Origin of the sequence: Pseudomonas khavaziana (assembly GCF_019145205.1) — a bacterium.
Taxonomy (GTDB): Bacteria; Pseudomonadota; Gammaproteobacteria; order Pseudomonadales; family Pseudomonadaceae; genus Aquipseudomonas; species Aquipseudomonas khavaziana.
The window spans coordinates 93,640-111,533 of record NZ_JAHSTT010000005.1; the positions used below are offsets into that span (position 1 = coordinate 93,640).

At 59.2% G+C, this 17,894-nt stretch carries 18 protein-coding genes and 1 tRNA gene; 11 read left to right on the forward strand and 8 right to left on the reverse strand.

Translation table 11 applies throughout. The features are described 5' to 3' along the window. Positions 1-39: 39 nt before the first annotated feature. The 4 genes from KVH01_RS13960 to KVH01_RS13975 form a co-directional block, all read right to left on the reverse strand. Positions 40-1,938 (reverse strand): alkaline phosphatase D family protein, encoded by a 1,899-nt coding sequence (locus KVH01_RS13960; RefSeq protein WP_217881834.1) that lies wholly within the window; start codon positions 1,936-1,938, stop codon positions 40-42. 457 nt (positions 1,939-2,395) lie between these two features. Continuing rightward, complete coding sequence (locus KVH01_RS13965) at positions 2,396-4,624, reverse strand: ATP-binding protein (protein WP_217881835.1); 2,229 nt, start codon at positions 4,622-4,624, stop codon at positions 2,396-2,398. Continuing rightward, entirely contained in the window at positions 4,621-5,235 is a 615-nt protein-coding gene (locus KVH01_RS13970) for a biliverdin-producing heme oxygenase (RefSeq protein WP_217881836.1), read from the reverse strand. The genes KVH01_RS13965 and KVH01_RS13970 overlap by 4 nt, the downstream gene beginning before the upstream one ends. 195 nt (positions 5,236-5,430) lie before the next feature. Continuing rightward, positions 5,431-5,811 carry a response regulator gene (locus tag KVH01_RS13975; protein ID WP_046069458.1) on the reverse strand — a complete coding sequence of 127 codons (381 nt, stop codon included), beginning with the start codon at positions 5,809-5,811 and terminating at the stop codon, positions 5,431-5,433. A 203-nt stretch (positions 5,812-6,014) separates the two neighbouring features. Between KVH01_RS13975 and KVH01_RS13980 the strand changes: the two genes are divergently transcribed. After that, the gene (locus KVH01_RS13980) at positions 6,015-6,389 is read left to right on the forward strand and encodes a c-type cytochrome (protein ID WP_043046806.1); all 375 of its coding nucleotides are present in this window, start codon (positions 6,015-6,017) and stop codon (positions 6,387-6,389) included. 133 nt (positions 6,390-6,522) lie between these two features. Here KVH01_RS13980 and KVH01_RS13985 read toward each other — a convergent pair whose 3' ends face one another. Next, on the reverse strand, positions 6,523-6,894 hold the full coding sequence (locus tag KVH01_RS13985) for a PH domain-containing protein (RefSeq protein WP_043046807.1): 372 nt from the start codon (positions 6,892-6,894) through the stop codon (positions 6,523-6,525). A gap of 155 nt (positions 6,895-7,049) precedes the next feature. On the opposite strand from KVH01_RS13985, the gene KVH01_RS13990 reads away from it, so the two are divergent. Beyond that, the gene (locus tag KVH01_RS13990) at positions 7,050-7,685 is read left to right on the forward strand and encodes a LysE family translocator (protein ID WP_124401846.1); all 636 of its coding nucleotides are present in this window, start codon (positions 7,050-7,052) and stop codon (positions 7,683-7,685) included. A 7-nt stretch (positions 7,686-7,692) separates the two neighbouring features. On the opposite strand, the gene KVH01_RS13995 is transcribed toward KVH01_RS13990, so the two are convergent. Further along, positions 7,693-8,022 carry a hypothetical protein gene (locus KVH01_RS13995; RefSeq protein WP_217881837.1) on the reverse strand — a complete coding sequence of 110 codons (330 nt, stop codon included), beginning with the start codon at positions 8,020-8,022 and terminating at the stop codon, positions 7,693-7,695. Between the two features lie 83 nt (positions 8,023-8,105). Further along, positions 8,106-8,190: transfer RNA gene (locus KVH01_RS14000), tRNA-Leu, on the reverse strand. Between the two features lie 108 nt (positions 8,191-8,298). Between KVH01_RS14000 and queA the strand changes: the two genes are divergently transcribed. The 6 genes from queA to KVH01_RS14030 all read left to right on the forward strand — a co-directional run bounded on the left by queA (position 8,299) and on the right by KVH01_RS14030 (position 14,371). Next, positions 8,299-9,348 (forward strand): tRNA preQ1(34) S-adenosylmethionine ribosyltransferase-isomerase QueA, encoded by a 1,050-nt coding sequence (queA, locus tag KVH01_RS14005; protein WP_217881838.1) that lies wholly within the window; start codon positions 8,299-8,301, stop codon positions 9,346-9,348. A 5-nt stretch (positions 9,349-9,353) separates the two neighbouring features. Further along, positions 9,354-10,469 (forward strand): tRNA guanosine(34) transglycosylase Tgt, encoded by a 1,116-nt coding sequence (tgt, locus tag KVH01_RS14010; protein ID WP_032803964.1) that lies wholly within the window; start codon positions 9,354-9,356, stop codon positions 10,467-10,469. 43 nt (positions 10,470-10,512) lie between these two features. Then, positions 10,513-10,851 carry a preprotein translocase subunit YajC gene (gene yajC, locus KVH01_RS14015; protein ID WP_003175975.1) on the forward strand — a complete coding sequence of 113 codons (339 nt, stop codon included), beginning with the start codon at positions 10,513-10,515 and terminating at the stop codon, positions 10,849-10,851. A gap of 62 nt (positions 10,852-10,913) precedes the next feature. Beyond that, positions 10,914-12,782 (forward strand): protein translocase subunit SecD, encoded by a 1,869-nt coding sequence (gene secD / locus KVH01_RS14020; RefSeq protein WP_043046811.1) that lies wholly within the window; start codon positions 10,914-10,916, stop codon positions 12,780-12,782. Between the two features lie 9 nt (positions 12,783-12,791). Then, positions 12,792-13,706: a protein translocase subunit SecF gene (secF, locus tag KVH01_RS14025; protein WP_217881839.1), complete on the forward strand. Its 915-nt coding sequence runs from the start codon at positions 12,792-12,794 to the stop codon at positions 13,704-13,706. A 122-nt stretch (positions 13,707-13,828) separates the two neighbouring features. Then, positions 13,829-14,371 (forward strand): glycine zipper 2TM domain-containing protein, encoded by a 543-nt coding sequence (locus KVH01_RS14030; RefSeq protein WP_003194023.1) that lies wholly within the window; start codon positions 13,829-13,831, stop codon positions 14,369-14,371. A 162-nt stretch (positions 14,372-14,533) separates the two neighbouring features. Here the strand turns inward: KVH01_RS14030 and suhB are convergent, their stop codons facing one another. Further along, positions 14,534-15,349: a type III secretion system regulator SuhB gene (gene suhB, locus KVH01_RS14035; RefSeq protein WP_005791195.1), complete on the reverse strand. Its 816-nt coding sequence runs from the start codon at positions 15,347-15,349 to the stop codon at positions 14,534-14,536. Between the two features lie 145 nt (positions 15,350-15,494). Here suhB and trmJ point away from each other — a divergent pair, with 145 nt between their 5' ends. The 3 genes from trmJ (at position 15,495) to iscR (ending at position 17,845) form a co-directional block, all read left to right on the forward strand. After that, positions 15,495-16,265, forward strand: a complete 771-nt coding sequence (trmJ, locus tag KVH01_RS14040; protein WP_124401842.1) for a tRNA (cytosine(32)/uridine(32)-2'-O)-methyltransferase TrmJ — start codon at positions 15,495-15,497, stop codon at positions 16,263-16,265. A 2-nt stretch (positions 16,266-16,267) separates the two neighbouring features. Beyond that, complete coding sequence (cysE, locus tag KVH01_RS14045; protein WP_043046815.1) at positions 16,268-17,050, forward strand: serine O-acetyltransferase; 783 nt, start codon at positions 16,268-16,270, stop codon at positions 17,048-17,050. A 303-nt stretch (positions 17,051-17,353) separates the two neighbouring features. Then, entirely contained in the window at positions 17,354-17,845 is a 492-nt protein-coding gene (iscR, locus tag KVH01_RS14050) for a Fe-S cluster assembly transcriptional regulator IscR (RefSeq protein WP_003194020.1), read from the forward strand. Positions 17,846-17,894: the final 49 nt, after the last annotated feature.

A 17,894-nucleotide genomic window follows, 5' to 3' on the forward strand; every position in this document is an offset into this window, starting at 1 on the left:
AGGGCAGGTGTGCTGCTTTAGAATAGTGTCAATAGGCTATTATTCAGGCGGCACCATGCTTGTCCGGGGGTTCCCATTGGCGTTGTGTTGGTAAATCGCCTCTGGCTGGCCCTGCTCATTGAAAAACACCTGGCCAATGCCCGCCGAATTCCACAAACGCTCCCCCGCCTCGGCATGCTCCGGAATGTGCGGCACCACCTGCATGGTACGACGACGGGTAAACCAGTTGAGTGGCGAGCGCGGGGAGTAGAGCCAGCGGTTGAGACGGTCGAACCATTCCAGCAGGCGTGGCGGGAACTCGTTCTTGATGCCGCTGCTGGTGATTTGCCAGATCCTCGGGCCGCCGTTGCGATGGCGGATCAGCACCTGGTACACGAACGAGTAATGCACGTCGCCGGAGAGGATCACGTAATTACCCGGCGTACGCGAGTGGCGGAAGATATTCAAGATCACCTGGGCGGCGCCACGGTGGGCCATCCAGTTTTCAGCGTCCACCAGCAGGGGAAAGCCGCACCAACTGAAGATTTTTTGTACGGTCTCGATCAGCTTTACGCCAAAAATCGGCGCGGGCGAGACGATAATGGCCGACGGGTGGTCGAGCAGCTCTTGTTGCAGTTCGCTCAAGGCTTCCCAGTCCAGCAGGCCGGAGGGTTGCTTGAGGGTGAACTCGCTGCGCCAGCGCCGTGTGCGGGTGTCGAGGACCACAAGGGCCGGGGTGGTGGGCAGTACGTAGTGCCAGTGTTGGAATTTCAGCAGCGTAGCGAGCAGCTCATCCTGCTTTGTCGCGTCCAGGTGGTTGTTTTGCGCCTGGCTGGCCAGGGCCTGGGTTTGGCTCACCAGTTCGCCAAATACCTGCGGTTGGTTGCCCCAGCCTTGGCATAACAGGTAGGCCAGCAACGCATTGCCGATGATGCGTTTGGAGAAGGGATGGCCGTAGGCGGTTTCTTCCCATTGGGCGCTGAGGTTCCAGTCGTCGGTAATGTCGTGATCGTCGAAGATCATCAGCGTCGACAGGTGGGCGAACACTCGAGCGACTCCAGGCAGACCGCTGCGGAACAGGTCAATCTGCACCTGCTCCCGGGCATAACGCTGTTGTCCTTCGGGGCTCAGTTGCGGTGGTTGTGGCGTGATCAGCGTCCACGGCGTGGGTGACCAGGCCAGCAGATACATGGCGATCACTTCGGCAAAGGTCACCAGGTGGTTGTCCGCGGTGCTGCTGGTGAAGATCGGTTTTTTCACGCCGCCGAAAAAGCGTTCGCGCAAGGTCTCGTTACTGTCCAGCGCGGGAAGCAGGTCCGCCCGGTGGTAGTAACTGGCGCGATGACCGTAGAGGGTGGCGCTGTCGGTCACCACGGCACCTTCCAGGTATTCGTCGAAGAGGCCCAGCCGCGCGATCAGCCCATGAATTGCCCGTAGCATGGGCCCTGCAACATCGTCGGCGTAGACCTGGTCGCCACTCATCATCAGCAGGGCCGGGCGTTCGAGCGGTGTGCGGGCATCCGCCAGCAGGCGGTCAACGCACAATAAGCCTTCGTCGGCACGGTGATGGGGCTTGCGGCAGGAGCCATGCACCAACTGGTGGATGCGGCTGTGCAGGACGAAGCTCGGCATCGTCGCATCGGCATACAGCAAGTGTGGTGCCCAGTCGGCAATGCCGACGCCGTCTATCAACAGGTCGTAGCTGATGACCACATCCTGGGGCAGGGCATGATCCAGCGCTACATCGATCAGGTGGATGAAGGCATGGCGCCCGACGGGCACGACTTGGCAGCACGTGTTATTTAAAGGGATATCTAACGTCTCGCCGTGGGGTAAACGCAGTTCCAAGGACAGCGGCAGGACACGACTGCCCACCAACCAGATAACCAGGCGCTGCGGTTCCAGGCGCCTTAGCAGCGGTCCTGCAATGACTGTGGGCAGAGTGTCGGGTTGAAGCATTGAGGTGGTGGCTCACACAAGGTCTAGGGCGTGAAAGGGTAGCGCAGGGGATGTCGGTGTTTTGTCAACAGAGTGCAGCACCGGCGCGCTGCACTGCTTGGGAGCGGCCAGGCGTGCTACAGGCCTGGCGCTGTGGGTAGGGTCAAAGCAGCCGGCCCTGTCCGAGGGAATCCAGGGATGAGTGAGGAGGTTTCCCCGTTGTCACGTGCTCTGATTGATTGCTTTCAGTTGTCGACGGGTTATCCGCAGGATTTAGGGACGCTTGATGGTCCTGCTGGACCTCCGTGGATTGGTTGATGTTATAGGCGTGGAACGGCTGACCGATAATCATGATAAACCCTTTGCTCAATTGGAGGATTGTTCCCGCATCAATGCTCCCTTTGAGTGCGCACTTAATCAGTGGCATAAGCCGGGTTCGTCGTTCCCGGCCTCAGGTAATCAAATGTTTGGGCGTGTTTCAGGCGGGCTTAGGCACCGTAAACCTGAACTCACTGCCACGGCCCAACTCACTCTGGGCTTCAATCCGCCCGCCGTGGGCCTGGACAATGCCTTGGGTGATATACAGCCCCAACCCGCTACCGGTAGGGTTGTTCTCTGTCTGGGTCCAGTAGCGTTCAAACACATGGGGCAGTTGCTCAGGGGCAATGCCTTCACCGGAGTCACGCACCGAGAATACGATCTCTTCGCCGTTGCTCATGGCGCTGATACCGATGTTGCCCTGGCGAGGCGTGAACTTGATTGCGTTGCCGATCAGGTTCGACAGTACCTGGAACAACCGCTCCGGGTCGGCATTGATCTGCAGGCCTGGCTCGGCATTGAACGAGAGGTCGATGCCCTTTTCCGTGGCCAGTGGCGCCAGGAGTGAGCACGCCTCTTCAAAGATCTGACTGACGTCCAATGCAATGGGCTTGACCACATAGCGCCCGGCCTCGATTTTTGAGGTGTCGAGCAAATCCTCCAGCAGCACATTCATGCGTCCAGCGGCCTGTTGCATGGTGTCGATGGCCGAGGAAATCCGTCGTGAGGTGTGTGGGCCCTCGGAACTGAAAGCTTTTTGCATCATGCCGCAGAGCATCGAGATGACGGTCATCGGGTTGCGCAGGTCGTGGGAAACCACCGCGACCAATTCATCACGGGCGCGCACCGCTTGCTGTTCGCGCAGCACCTGGCGCGACAGGTCGTTTTCCAGGGCCGAGCGGCGCAGGTCGTTGGCGGCAAACAGATCGCCATGGCTCCACTTGGTGGAGATGCCGGCCATTTCCACCTTCCAGATTTCAAACGACGTGCGCGGGCGAAGGCGCAGGCCAGCGTCGGAAGTTTCCAGGTTCAACGGCTTTTTCGGATCGCCACTCCAGTTGATGTTCTCTTTCACCTCGGGGCGGAACCACAGCACACCGTTATCCACAGGCTTGGGCAGGCTCATGGCGAGTACGCCGCTGGCGACGGCCTGGTACTCGGCGGCAGGCGGGTACACCGAGGCCAGGTGATGGCTGGAAAACACCGGCTCGCCGCTCTCCTGCAACCATTTGTGCAATGCGCGGATCTGCGCCGGTTCCGGGCAGTTGCCGTAGCGGTGTAATTGTTTGTCTTCGATGATCGCCACGCCGCCGGAGAGGGTCAGGTCCATCAGTTTTTTGCCGTGGTGGGCCAGGCTGTCGAACACATTGCCGTCGTCGGCCTTCATGGCCTGATCGAGCAGCGCCAGGGCTTCGATTTTCTCTTCGCGCTGGCGATTCAGCTCCAAGGCTTCCATGGCACTGATCTGCAACGAGAGTATTTGGCCTATGGTCTGGCAGGTCATACGCAGGTCGTTAGGCACCAGCAGCGGTTCGCGGTTGCCGCAGCTGATCAGCCCCCAGAGTTTGTCGCCCTTCATCAGCGAGATGCTCATGGACGACAGCACACCCATGTTCCGCATGTACTGGCAGTGGATCGGCGAGACACTGCGCAGAGTGGCAAAGCTCAGGTCCAGGGGCTGCCCGGTATCCGGGCGCAACTTGGGCAGCAGCGGCACCGGTTCGTAGGACGCATTCGGGATAATGCGTAGCCAGTTGGTGCGGTACAGCTCGCGGGCTTGTTCTGGGATGTCGGACGCGGGGAAGAACAGCCCGTTGAACAACTCCATGGACGGTGCCGACGCTTCGGCAATCACCTGGCCATGGCCTTCTTCTTCGAAGCGATAGATCAGCACCCGGTCGTAGCCGGTCATGGCCTGGATTTCATTTACGCTGATGGCATACAGCGCCTGCAGGGTCTTGGCCGATTGCAGGCGTTGCAGCATCTTGCCCAGGTCACTGGTGCGGCCATTGCGCGCCTGTGGCTTGAAGTTCTCAAGCCGTGGTTCGAACTCCAGTACCAACACATCCTGATGGCGATGCAGCAGGCCCTCGAATGGCGCGCCGTTGAAGGTGACGTGCAGGGGCGGAGCATCGAAAAACGTGTTGTTGGCAGCCATGGTTTGCACAGCCTGGGCATGCTCGTCGCCAATCAGCGTGTGCAACGGCTGGTTCAACAGGGTCTCAGGCGCGTGGCCAAACAAGGTGCCTACGTTGGCACTCACCTGAATAATTTCCAGGCCGGGCTCCGACAAGGTCAGCAGCACGCCGTGGGGCTGGATCGCCCCCGGAAAGCGGATGGGCTCGTCAGCACAGTTGGCAAGCAACTCTTCAAAATCTTCGGGTTTCATAGCAGTACCTTCTGGCTGTCGAGCCATTGCTCAAAGCCGCTGAATGTCGAACGGGCCGCGTTCACCGCGTGCTGTTTGGCGAGTGCATCCAGCGGCAAACGGCCCAGGTAATCGAGAAAATCCTTCCAGCGCCGACCGGTCTGGGCGCCGTATACATTGAGAAACGCGCCGCCGTTGTCGGCACCCACGTCCAGGCGCAGGGACATTTCCCGGCGCAGCACCTGGCCGCCGAGGGTCGCGCCTTCCAGCACATAGAGTGCGCCCAGGCAGGCCGCCGGGGTGTCCAAGTATGGGAGATGGATGCAGCGGGGCAGGGCGTTGATCCCATGGTCATCCAGGCCCAGGGCGTGGAGGTCACTGACCAGTGTCGGGGTTTTCGCACGCAACACGCAGTCGAAGCCATCAGGGATCAAGTCACTGTCGTACAGCGCTGATTCTATTGGTCTGTAAAACCCGTAATACGCTTGAAGTAAACGTCGGTACCAATCGACATCCAGGCTCGCAGAGAAAAACGGCAGGCGCTTTTCCAGTGCTACGTGCAGCAAGCCCGTGCCTGTGCGCAAGGCTTCCAGCAATGGGGGCGCACCAATGTCATGGGCCTGTGAATGCATTCAATGAGCTCGAACTGTGGGCTTGTCAGCCATCCATGACGGGTAAAAGTCGGCAACGATTCTACACAACTCATGGCCGTCAGCTGAGCGCACAGAGCGAAAAGGCTGACCGTCAGATCCGAGAAGTCGCTCCATGCATGGCTAATGACCCCTTCGCCTGACCGGAAGTTCGGTTTGAGCGATGTCGCAACGCTATCAATGCATGGACGCACCCTGCTGTGTCAACGCCGACTCCACACACTCCAGCAGACGCTCAGTGCTCCAGGGCTTGGGTAAAAACCTGACTCTGCCACCCAACTCAGACGCCAGCGACGTATTACCGGACGTCAACAGCACCTGGATAGAGGGCCAACGATGCGCCACCACCCTGCTCAAGTCATAGCCGTTCAACAGCCCAGGCATCTGGATATCGCTGACAATCAGGTCCACCTGCTCATCATCGCGCTCCAGGAAAATCATACCGTCATCCGCCGAAGGGAACGACGTCACATGCGCCCCGAATTCCTCCAGCACATCCACCATCAACGAACGAATGATCTCGTCGTCTTCCAATACCAAAATCGATGGCTGAGCCATGATCCTTACTCCACCATCAGGGGTTCAGTAGGGTGGAGTGGGGGGCGTGCATATAGGTTCGATTGGATGTTTTTTAAACGATGGGTGGTCATTTGACGCGGTTGCTACTGGCGTGGGGTTATCGGACGCGCCTGATTGAACGGTTGGGAGGATGCCCGCTTAAACAGGCATAATCGGCGGTAATAGCCGAAGTGGAGCCCTCAATGAAGTACGCCCTGTTCACCCTCGTCCTGACCCTTGCCGCCAGCCCTGCCTTCGCCGCCGGCGACGCGGAGGCGGGCGGCAAACTCTTCACCAAGACCTGCGGTGGCTGCCATAGCGTCGGCGAAGGCGCCCGCGGTGGTTTCGGGCCGCAGCTTAACGGCATCATTGGCCGTCCTGCGGGGACAACCACCGACTATCAATATTCGGATGCGATGAAAAATTCCGGGGTGGTATGGACGCGGGACAAGCTTGCCGCCTATATCGAAGCGCCGAAGAAGGTGGTGAGTGGGACGCGGATGATTTTCTGGGGGATCAGCGATCAGGAGAAGATTGAAAACATCCTGGCCTACCTGGAGACATTCCAGCCCAAGTGAGCGGCCTCGCATGCGTATTCAGCTGATACAGCGCGATCACAATGTGGGAGGGGGCTTGCCCCCGATGGCAGAGTATCAGTAGCCGATCCAGTCACTGATTCACCGCTGTCGCGGGCAAGCCTCCTTGTGTTGATCAGCCCAGCAGATGCTTGGAAATCAACCGCGATATTTCCACAATCGAGGTCTTGCCGGTGAACTCAAACCTCACCTTCCCCAGTGAGGAAAAGTAAATCTCCAATTCCGAATCCAGATCAAACGTCCCGGACGTTTCCACCGAATACGCCACGATATTTTTATACGGCAACGACGTGAAGTCCTTCTTGCTGCCGGTAATCCCCTGCACGTTCACCGCAATGATGCGCTTGGTGGTGAAAACCACGCCGTCACGCATGGCTTTGTAGGCGTCGACCACTTCCTCACCGTCGAGCAGCAGGGCCGATACGCGTTCGGCGTACTCATTGTTTTGTTTGAGCTTGAAGAAGCCTTTGTTGTTGAAGTCGATCATGTACCTGTCCTGGGGCAGTGGGGGCGCCTGTGTATGAGGTTTTGTTCGCGGATCTGTATCTAACGCCCACGCCTCTAACGCCCTAGCATGGAGCGAAACATCACAGTGTGGCGAAGGATTTCACGCTGGCAGAATAAAAATCCAGGAGCGAAACAATGCCCGATATGTCCAGCTTGCTTGCCTATGGCCTGATTTCACTCGGCATGGTGCTGACGCCCGGGCCGAACATGATCTACCTGATCTCCCGCTCGATCTGCCAGGGCCGCACCGCCGGGTTGATTTCCCTGGGCGGGGTGGCGCTGGGGTTTGTGGTGTATATGGTTTGCGCGGCACTGGGTATCACCGCATTGGTGATGGCAGTGCCCTTTGCCTACGACGCGCTGCGGCTCGGCGGCGCGTTGTACCTGGTTTACCTGGCCTGGCAGGCGGTCAAGCCGGGTGGGCGTTCGCCATTCCAGGTGCGGGATTTACCCAAGGACAGCCCGCGCAAGCTGTTCACCATGGGCCTGGTCACCAACCTGCTCAATCCCAAAGTGGCGGTGATGTATTTGTCGCTGTTGCCGCAGTTCATCGATCCGAATGGTCATGCCAGTGTGCTGATGCAATCCCTGGTGTTGGGCTCCCTGCAGATTTTTATCAGCGTGAGCGTCAATGCGGTGATTGCCTGCATGGCGGGTTCCATCGCCGTGTTCTTCGTCACCCGGCCAGGCTGGCAGGTGGTGCAGCGCTGGGTGATGGGGTCGGTGTTGATGGGGTTGGCGGTGCGGATGGCGGTGGAGGGGCGGCGCTAGGTGCGCGTTACAGGATGGCTTTGAGGTAGTCCTTGAGTGCCTGGAGCGGAGCATTGAGTGCTTCCAGGGTCGCTGCTTGATGCGCGTCCAGCGCAAGCCGCTGCAGCTCGCGCCCCATCACGGTGTGGGCGCCGCCCAGAGAGTCGAGCGCTAACGTCAGGCACTGATCAAGCTTTAACTGAATCCGCGCCAAATCACCCTGGCGCACCAGCAGCCCAAACACCTCGCGTTCATACCCATCCATCGCCGGGTCATCGCGCAGGAGCGGGCTGCCGTCCTCGGTCTCATGCACCAGTTTCAGGGCAAACAGTGCAACTGCTTCAAGCGTCAATTCCATGGTCCCGCTACCTCCACTGCCCTGCCGGTCACTTTTTTACAGGCGAAAAAAAAGACCTTGAATTTCAAGGTCTTTCTTTAAGATGGTGCCCCGAGGGAGAATCGAACTCCCACTTCTTTCGAAAACGGATTTTGAATCCGCCGCGTCTACCAATTCCGCCATCAGGGCTCAATGGCGGCGAAGTATAGAGATGAGATTACCGTTGGTCAATCACGTTTCATGGTCAATTTTGACTATTTCCGCTAGACTTCCCGGCCCTGCTAGACGAACCCCATCATGCGCGTTGCTGACTTTACTTTTGAGCTCCCTGATTCGCTGATCGCTCGCCACCCTTTGGCCGAGCGTCGCGCCAGTCGACTGCTGACCCTGGACGGGCCGAGCGGTGCCCTCGCACACCGTCAATTCACTGATTTGCTTGAGCATTTGCGCCCAGGCGATTTGATGGTTTTCAACAATACCCGGGTGATTCCGGCGCGGCTGTTTGGCCAGAAAGCCTCCGGCGGCAAGCTGGAAATCCTGGTGGAGCGGGTGCTGGACAGCCATCGCGTGCTGGCCCATGTGCGCTCCAGCAAGTCGCCGAAACCGGGCTCGAGCCTGTTGATCGATGGCGGTGGCGAAGCCGAAATGGTGGCGCGCCACGATGCCTTGTTCGAGCTCAAGTTCGCCGAGGAAGTGTTGCCGCTGTTGGAACGTGTCGGTCATATGCCGTTGCCTCCTTATATAGACCGCCCCGACGAAGACTCGGACCGCGAGCGCTATCAGACGGTGTACTCCCAGCGTCTCGGTGCGGTTGCAGCACCGACGGCCGGCCTGCATTTCGACCAGCCGCTGCTGGATGCGATTGCCGCCAAGGACGTCGAGACCGCTTATGTGACCCTGCACGTGGGGGCCGGTACGTTTCAGCCGGTGCGTGTGGAGAACATCGAAGACCACCATATGCACAGCGAATGGCTGGAAGTCAGCCAGGACGTCGTGGACGCGGTTAACGCGTGCAAGGCGCGCGGTGGGCGAGTGGTGGCGGTGGGCACCACCAGCGTACGGTCACTTGAAAGTGCGGCGCGTGATGGCGTACTCAAGCCGTTCAGTGGCGACACTGACATCTTTATTTTTCCGGGTCGGCCATTCCATGTGGTCGATTGCCTGGTCACCAATTTCCATTTGCCGGAATCCACGCTGTTGATGCTGGTGTCGGCATTTGCCGGTTACCCGGAAACCATGGCCGCTTATCAAGCGGCCATCGCCAACGAGTACCGTTTTTTCAGCTACGGTGATGCGATGTTTATCACCCGTAACCCGGCGCCGCGCGGCCCTGAGGACAACTTATGAGTCGTATGTCGTTTGAACTGCTGGCTACCGACGGCAAGGCCCGTCGCGGTCGTCTGACCTTCCCGCGCGGCACCGTAGAGACCCCGGCCTTCATGCCGGTCGGTACCTACGGCACCGTCAAGGGCATGCTGCCCCGTGACATCGTCGCCACCGGCGCCGAGATCATCCTCGGCAATACCTTCCACCTGTGGCTGCGCCCGGGCACGGAAGTGATCAAGAAGCATGGCGACCTGCATGACTTCATGAAGTGGCAAGGCCCTATCCTCACCGACTCAGGCGGTTTCCAGGTGTTCAGCCTGGGCGCCATGCGCAAGATCAAGGAGGAGGGTGTGACCTTCGCCTCGCCGGTGGACGGTGCCAAGGTGTTCATGGGCCCGGAAGAGTCGATGCAGGTTCAACGTGACCTGGGCTCGGACATCGTGATGATTTTCGACGAGTGCACGCCATACCCGGCTGACGAAGACGTAGCGCGCATCTCCATGGAGCTGTCCCTGCGTTGGGCCCAGCGTTCGAAGAACGCCCATGGCGACAACACCGCGGCGCTGTTCGGTATCGTCCAGGGCGGCATGCATGAAAGCCTGCGCAAGCGCTCGCTGGAAGGCCTCGACAAGATCGGCTTCGATGGTCTGGCCATTGGTGGTCTGTCGGTGGGCGAGCCCAAGCACGAAATGATCAAGGTGCTCGATTACCTGCCGGGCCTGATGCCCGCTGACAAACCTCGTTACCTTATGGGCGTTGGCAAACCGGAAGATCTCGTAGAGGGTGTGCGCCGCGGTGTGGACATGTTCGATTGCGTGATGCCAACCCGTAATGCCCGCAATGGGCATCTGTTCATCGATACAGGCGTGCTGAAGATCCGTAACGCGTTCCATCGCCATGATGATTCGCCGCTCGATCCCACCTGTGACTGCTACACCTGCCAGAACTTCTCCCGTGCTTATCTGCATCACTTGGACAAATGCGGGGAAATGCTGGGTAGCATGTTGAATACCATCCACAATTTGCGTCACTACCAAGTCCTGATGGCTGGTTTGCGCGAGGCTATTCAACAGGGTACATTGGCCGCCTTCGTCGATGCCTTCTATGCCAAGCGCGGGCTCCCTGTGCCGCCCTTGGACTGAGTTTCCCGACCCTAAGATTCACTATTTGCAACTGGAGTGCTAAATGAGCTTTTTTATCTCTAACGCCATGGCTGACGCCGCTGCGCCTGCTGCTGCCGGCCCTATGGGCGGTGGTTTCGAGTGGATTTTCCTGGTCGGCTTCCTGGTCATCTTCTACCTGATGATCTGGCGTCCACAGGCCAAGCGCGCCAAAGAGCAGAAAAACCTGCTGGGCAGCCTGCAGAAAGGCGACGAAGTCGTGACCACTGGCGGTATCGCCGGCAAGATCACCAAGGTTTCCGATGCTTTCGTGGTACTGGAAGTCTCCGACACCGTCGAAATGAAGTTCCAGAAGGGCGCCATCGCCGCCACGCTGCCTAAAGGCACGCTCAAAGCGATCTGAGTAACAACCTTTACCAATCGACGGGGCGCGCAAGGCGCCCCGCGTTATAAGCGGGCGGCGTGATGCTGAACAAATACCCTCTGTGGAAATACGTACTGATCCTGGCGGTGCTGGCGATCGGTTTTATTTATTCCGCTCCCAATCTCTATCCTGATGACCCTGCGATCCAGATCTCTGGCGCCAGCACTTCGCTGCAGGTCAATCAGGCTGACCTGGAACGTGCGAGCAAAGCGCTCAACGACGCGGGTATCCAGGTTAAAGCGGCAACCTTGGCGGCTGGTTCCAAAGGCGGCTTGTTGCGCCTGACCAAGCAAGAAGACCAGTTGCCGGCCAAAGATGTTGTGCGCAAGGTCATGGGTGACGACTACGTCGTTGCGTTGAACCTGGCACAGACCACGCCACAATGGCTGCGCAGCATTGGCGCGCACCCGATGAAGCTGGGTCTGGACTTGTCCGGTGGTGTGCACTTCCTGCTGGAAGTCGACATGGACAAGGCCCTCGATGCGCGCCTGAAAGTCTACGAAGGCGACGTGAAGAGCCTGCTGCGCAAAGAGAAGTTGCGTTATCGCAGCCTGCCGCAGCTCAACGGTGCCATCCAGTTGGGCTTTGCTGACGAAGCCTCTCGCGAACAGGCCCGTGCGCTGATCCGCAAGAATTTCAATGATTTCGACATCGTGCCAGCCGACCTCAATGGCCAGGCGGTACTGCGCCTGGCGATGAGCCCGGCCAAGATTGCCGAAATTCGCGAATACTCCATCAAGCAGAACTTGACCACGGTACGTAACCGCGTCAACGAGCTGGGTGTGGCCGAGCCGATCGTGCAGCGTCAAGGCGCCAACCGCATCGTGGTTGAGCTGCCGGGCGTGCAGGACACCGCTGAAGCCAAGCGTATCCTGGGTAAGACCGCCAACCTGGAATTCCGCCTTGCGGCTGAGCCGGGTGCCACCCGTGCGACCTCCGAAGAGTTCGAGTTCCGCGAAGGCAACCGTCCTCCAGCACTTATCGAGCGTGGCCTGATCATCACGGGTGACCAGGTGACCGATGCCAAGGCCGGTTTCGGCGAGCACGGCACCCCTGAAGTGAACATCCGCCTGGATGGCCACGGTGGCGAACTGATGAGCCGCGCCACGCGCAGCAACGTCGGTCGCAGCATGGCGGTGATCTTCATCGAGCAGCGCCCGGTCACCACCTACACCAAGCAGATGGTCAACGGCGTCGAAAAAGACGTGCCGGTACAGACCTTCAAGGAAGAGAAGAAGATCATCAGCCTGGCGACCATCCAGTCGCCGCTGGGTGCTCAATTCCGCATCACTGGCCTGAACGGCCAGGGCGAGTCCTCCGAGCTGGCGCTGCTGCTGCGTGCCGGTGGCCTGGCGGCGCCGATGTACTTCGCTGAAGAACGGACCATCGGCCCGAGCCTGGGTGCCGACAACATCACCAAGGGTGTCGATGCGGCGCTGTGGGGCATGTTGTTCGTGTCGCTGTTCATCATCGCCATCTATCGCTTCTTCGGCGTCATCGCCACCGTCGCCCTGGCGGGCAACATGGTGATGCTGCTGGCTCTGATGTCGCTGCTGGGGGCTACCCTGACACTGCCGGGTATCGCCGGTATCGTCCTCACCATGGGTATGGCGGTCGACGCCAACGTGCTGATCTTCTCGCGTATCCGTGAAGAGATCGCGGCGGGCATGACCGTACAACGTGCAATCAACGAAGGCTTCGGCCGGGCATTTACCGCGATTCTCGACTCCAACCTGACTACCCTGTTGGTCGGCGGGATTCTCTTTGCCATGGGCACAGGCCCCGTCAAAGGTTTTGCGGTGACCATGTCCCTGGGTATCTTTACCTCGATGTTCACGGCCATCATGGTGACCCGCGCAATGGTCAACCTGATCTTTGGCGGGCGTGACTTCAAGAAGTTGTGGATTTAAGGGGCTGCCATGTTACGTACAATCAACTTCATGGGCGTTCGCAACATTGCGTTCGGCGTCACTGCGCTCCTTACCGTTCTGGCGTTGTTCAGCTGGTTCCATAAGGGCCTGAACTACGGCCTGGACTTCACCGGCGGTACGCTCATCGAGCTGACCTACGAGAAGCCGGCCGACGTTACCCTGGTGCGCGACGAGCTGGTCAAGGCTGGCTATCACGAAGCCGTCGTGCAGAGCTTCGGTGCGACCACCGACCTGCTGGTGCGTATGCCTGGCGAAGACCCGCAACTGGGTCACCAGGTAGCCGAGGCCTTGCAGAAGGTCGGCGGCGACAACCCGGCATCGGTCAAGCGCGTTGAGTTCGTGGGCCCGCAGGTCGGTGAAGAGCTGCGCGACCAGGGTGGCCTCGGCATGCTGATGGCGCTGGTCGGCATCATGATCTACCTGGCCTTCCGTTTTCAGTGGAAGTTCGGTGTCGGCGCCATTGTGTCGCTGATCCACGACGTGATCGTGACCGTGGGTATCCTGGCCTATTTCCAGATCACCTTCGACCTGACCGTATTGGCGGCCGTTCTGGCGATCATTGGTTACTCGCTCAACGACACCATCGTGGTATTCGACCGGGTTCGCGAGAACTTCCGGGTACTGCGCAAGGCGACGTTGATCGAGAACATCAACATATCCACCACCCAGACCCTGCTGCGGACCATGGCGACCTCGATCTCCACTTTGCTGGCGATTGCTGCGCTGATGATCTTCGGTGGCGACAACCTGTGGGGCTTTTCCCTGGCGCTGTTCATCGGTGTTCTGGCGGGCACCTACTCGTCGATCTACATCGCCAACGTGGTGCTGATCTGGCTGAACCTCAATAGCGAAGACCTGATCCCTCCTGCTGCTACCGACAAGGAGGTCGACGACCGTCCTTGACGGATGTTCGTTGATACGCTGTTACAAAGAAGGCACGAGATTGAACTCGTGCCTTTTTTTTGGCTCCAAGGCTGGGTATAGCGCGGACGTTTCGGTCCGCTTGTGATGGTCAGGAGGTTCATGTGAACAAGTCGTTGCTGGTTGGTGCGGTATTGGGTGCTGTCGGTGTGACTGCCGGGGGCGCTGTTGCCACCTACAGCCTGGTAAAAAGCGGCCCTGAGTATGCGCAAGTGCTGGCGGTGCAGCCGGTGAAAACCCAGATTAAAACCCCTCGTGAGGTCTGCAAGGACGTCACCGTGACCCGGCAGCGTCCGGTGCAGGATCAACATCAAATCGCCGGTACCGTAGTGGGTGCCCTTGCAGGTGGCCTGCTGGGTAACCAGATCGGTGGCGGTAACGGTAAGAAACTGGCCACTGTGGCCGGTGCAGTCGGTGGTGGCTACGCCGGTAACAAGGTTCAGGAAGGCATGCAGAACCGCGATACCTACACCACTACGCAAACCCGCTGTAACACCGTCAATGACATCAGCGACAAGGTTGTTGGCTATGACGTGCGTTACAACCTGGATGGCAAGGAAGGCACTGTGCGTATGGAGCGTGATCCAGGCAGCCAGATCCCGGTGGATAAGGAAGGGCGTCTGATCCTGGGTCAGAACCAGCAGTAATTCCGGGCCTGGCACTGACTCAAGGGCCAGTGCAGTTCAAAATGTGGGAGGGGGCAAGCCCCCTCTCTCGCATTTGATATGTATTGCTGCTGATTCACGGGTCTGTCACAAATCCCAGGCATAAAAAAAGCACCCCTAGGGGTGCTTTTTTTGCTCGCTCGCTTAGCGCTTCAGCGAAGCCGGCAGGTGCGGCTGGATCGCCGTCAGCACTGCCTTGAAGCATTTGGTGTTGCCGGCAACCACGTGGCCTTTCTCAAGGAAGTCGTGGCCACCGGTGAAATCGCTTACCAGGCCGCCAGCTTCCTGGATCAGCAGGGCGCCTGCAGCCATGTCCCACTCGGACAGGCCCGATTCCCAGAATGCATCGAAACGACCGGCAGCGACATAAGCCAGGTCCAGGCTGGCTGCACCGGCGCGGCGGATACCGGCGGTCTGGCCAACCAGGGCGCGGAACATGCCCAGGTAGTTTTCCAAGTTGTCCATCTGGTCATCACGGAACGGGAAGCCGGTGCCCAGCAGTGCGCCTTCCAGGCTGGTGCGACCGCTGACACGCAGGCGACGGCCGTTCAACTGGGCGCCACGGCCACGGCTGGCGGTGAATTCTTCCTGGCGAACCGGGTCCAGCACAACGGCGTGTTCCAGGCGACCACGGTATTTGCAGGCGATGCTCACGGCAAAGTGTGGAATGCCGCGCAGGAAGTTGGTGGTGCCATCCAGTGGGTCGATGATCCACAGGTAGTCTTCGCCTTCGCCGCTACCTTTGTGCAGGCCGGTTTCTTCACCGAGGATGCCGTGGGTAGGGTAGGCCTTGCGCAGGGCGTCGATGATCTTCTGTTCGGCGGCGCGGTCCACCTCGGATACATAATCCTTGGCGTCTTTTTCGTCGACCTTGATGGTATCCAGGCGCTCGATGGAGCGGAAGATCAATTCACTGGCGCTGCGGGCGGCGCGCAGCGCGATATTCAGCATGGGCTGCATGGATGTGTCACCTAAGGTTGTTAAAGAAAGCCGAGCATTCTAGCAGAAACTTTCTTCAGGTGAAGGACGACGTTAGCTTTCATGGCATAACCTTAGGCTGTTCTGTAAGATTTGCTCCCCTTTCCCATGTCCGAGAGCGCCTCCCTTGCTGCAAAATATTCGTGTCGTCTTGGTCAATACCAGTCATCCCGGCAATATCGGCGGGGTGGCGCGAGCCATGAAAAACATGGGGCTGACGCGCCTGGTGCTGGTCGAGCCGCGGGTATTCCCGCACCACGAGGCCGATGCCCGTGCGTCCGGCGCCAATGACATCCTGCAAAGCGCTCAGGTTGTCGCGACGTTGGAAGATGCCTTGGTTGGCTGCAACCTGGTGCTCGGCACCAGCGCCCGTGACCGACGCATCCCCTGGCCGCTGCTGGATCCGCGCGAATGCGGCACCAAAGTGGTGGAAGAAGCTGCCGGTGGCGCTGAGATCGCCCTGGTGTTCGGCCGTGAAGACTCCGGCCTGACCAATGAAGAGCTGCAGCGATGTCATTACCACGTGCACATTCCATCAGACCCTGAGTTCAGCTCGCTGAATCTCGGGGCGGCGGTGCAGGTCTTGAGTTACGAAGTGCGCATGGCCTGGCTGGCTGCTCAAGGCCAGCCGAGCAAGGTTGAGAAGGATGAAGTCGCATCGACCAAAAGTGGCGAGTTGGCCACCATGGACGAGCTGGAACGCTTCTATGAGCACCTGGAGCAAACCCTGGTAGCCATCGAGTTCCTCGATCCTGAAAAGCCAAGGCATTTAATGGCGCGCCTGCGTCGCTTGTACGGTCGCAGCTCGGTGAGCCGGGCTGAGATGAATATATTGCGTGGCATCCTCACGGAAACCCAGAAAGCGGCCCGTGGCGAGCTTCTTAAGCGGAAGGATTAACAATGTTCGAGCGTTTGCGAGAAGACATTCAGAGCGTTTTCCACCGAGACCCGGCGGCGCGCAATGCCTTTGAAGTGCTGACCTGCTACCCGGGCATGCACGCGATCTGGATCCATCGCCTGTCTGCTGTGTTGTGGGGCATGGGCTGGAAATGGCTGGCGCGATTGGTGTCGAACTTCGGTCGCTGGCTGACCGGCATCGAGATTCACCCTGGCGCCAAGGTCGGTCGCCGCTTCTTCATCGACCATGGCATGGGCATCGTGATTGGCGAGACCGCCGAGATTGGTGATGACGTGACGCTTTACCAGGGTGTGACCCTGGGTGGTACCACCTGGAATAAAGGCAAGCGCCACCCGACCCTGGAAAATGGCGTGGTGGTAGGGGCGGGCGCCAAGGTATTGGGGCCGTTTACCGTGGGCGCCGGCGCCAAGGTAGGCTCCAATGCCGTAGTGACCAAGGCTGTACCTGCTGGCGCCACCGTGGTGGGCATTCCGGGCCGCATCATCGTCAAGCCGGAAGTCGGCGACGAGCAGGAAGCCAAGCGCAAGGCCATGGCCGAAAAGATCGGCTTCGATGCCTACGGCGTCAGCGAAGACATGCCCGACCCGGTGGCGCGCGCCATTGGTCAATTGCTCGACCACCTGCAGGCGGTGGATGGCAAGTTGGACGGCATGTGTGGCGCACTGAAGGACCTGGGCAGCCCCTACTGTGCCAAGGAGTTGCCTGAGTTGCGCGAAGAAGACTTTGCCGAGATCAAGGACGAAGCTGCCATCAAGGCAAGCTGAGATCTGAGGGGCACCAGAGATTCCCTATGGGAGGGGGCTTGCTCCCGATAGCGGTGTGTCAGCCATGGATTTATCGGCTGACCTGCTGCCGTCGGAGGCAAGCCCCCTCCCACATATTGATCTCCCTTGGTCTTGCGTTCTTTGCTCGGCCTTATCCCCGCTGTTCGTACCTACCCCACCCTGCTATGATTCGCGCGCCCTTTTTACGGGTATTCCCGACTAAAGCACTAGGTCTTATAGTTGACTTAAATACTCGGGAATCGCATACTTGCTCCCATTCTGAAACACCTTGGTACCTTGTCCATGAGACTGACTACAAAAGGCCGATACGCGGTGACCGCCATGCTTGACCTGGCTTTGCACGCGCAAACTGGGCCGGTGTCCCTGGCCGATATCTCCGAGCGCCAAGGCATTTCCCTGTCTTACCTCGAACAGCTGTTCGCCAAATTGCGCCGCAGCAACCTGGTTTCCAGCGTTCGCGGTCCAGGTGGTGGCTATCAATTGTCCCGCGACATGCAGGGCATCCAGGTAGCCCAGGTAATCGACGCGGTCAACGAATCCGTCGACGCCACCAAGTGCCAGGGCCTGGGTGATTGCCACGCCGGCGACACCTGCCTGACGCACCACCTGTGGTGTGACTTGAGCCTGCAGATCCATGAGTTTTTGAGTGGTATCAGCTTGGCTGATCTTGTGACTCGCCGTGAGGTGCAAGAAGTAGCCCAGCGTCAGGACCAGCGCCGTTGCAACACCAAGGCGCCGCGCCTGGACAAGATCGAAGCGTCCGCCGTCGAGTGACAGCCGCAGAGCTAACGGCACGCCAGCCAGCCTGATTTAGGAGAAAGTC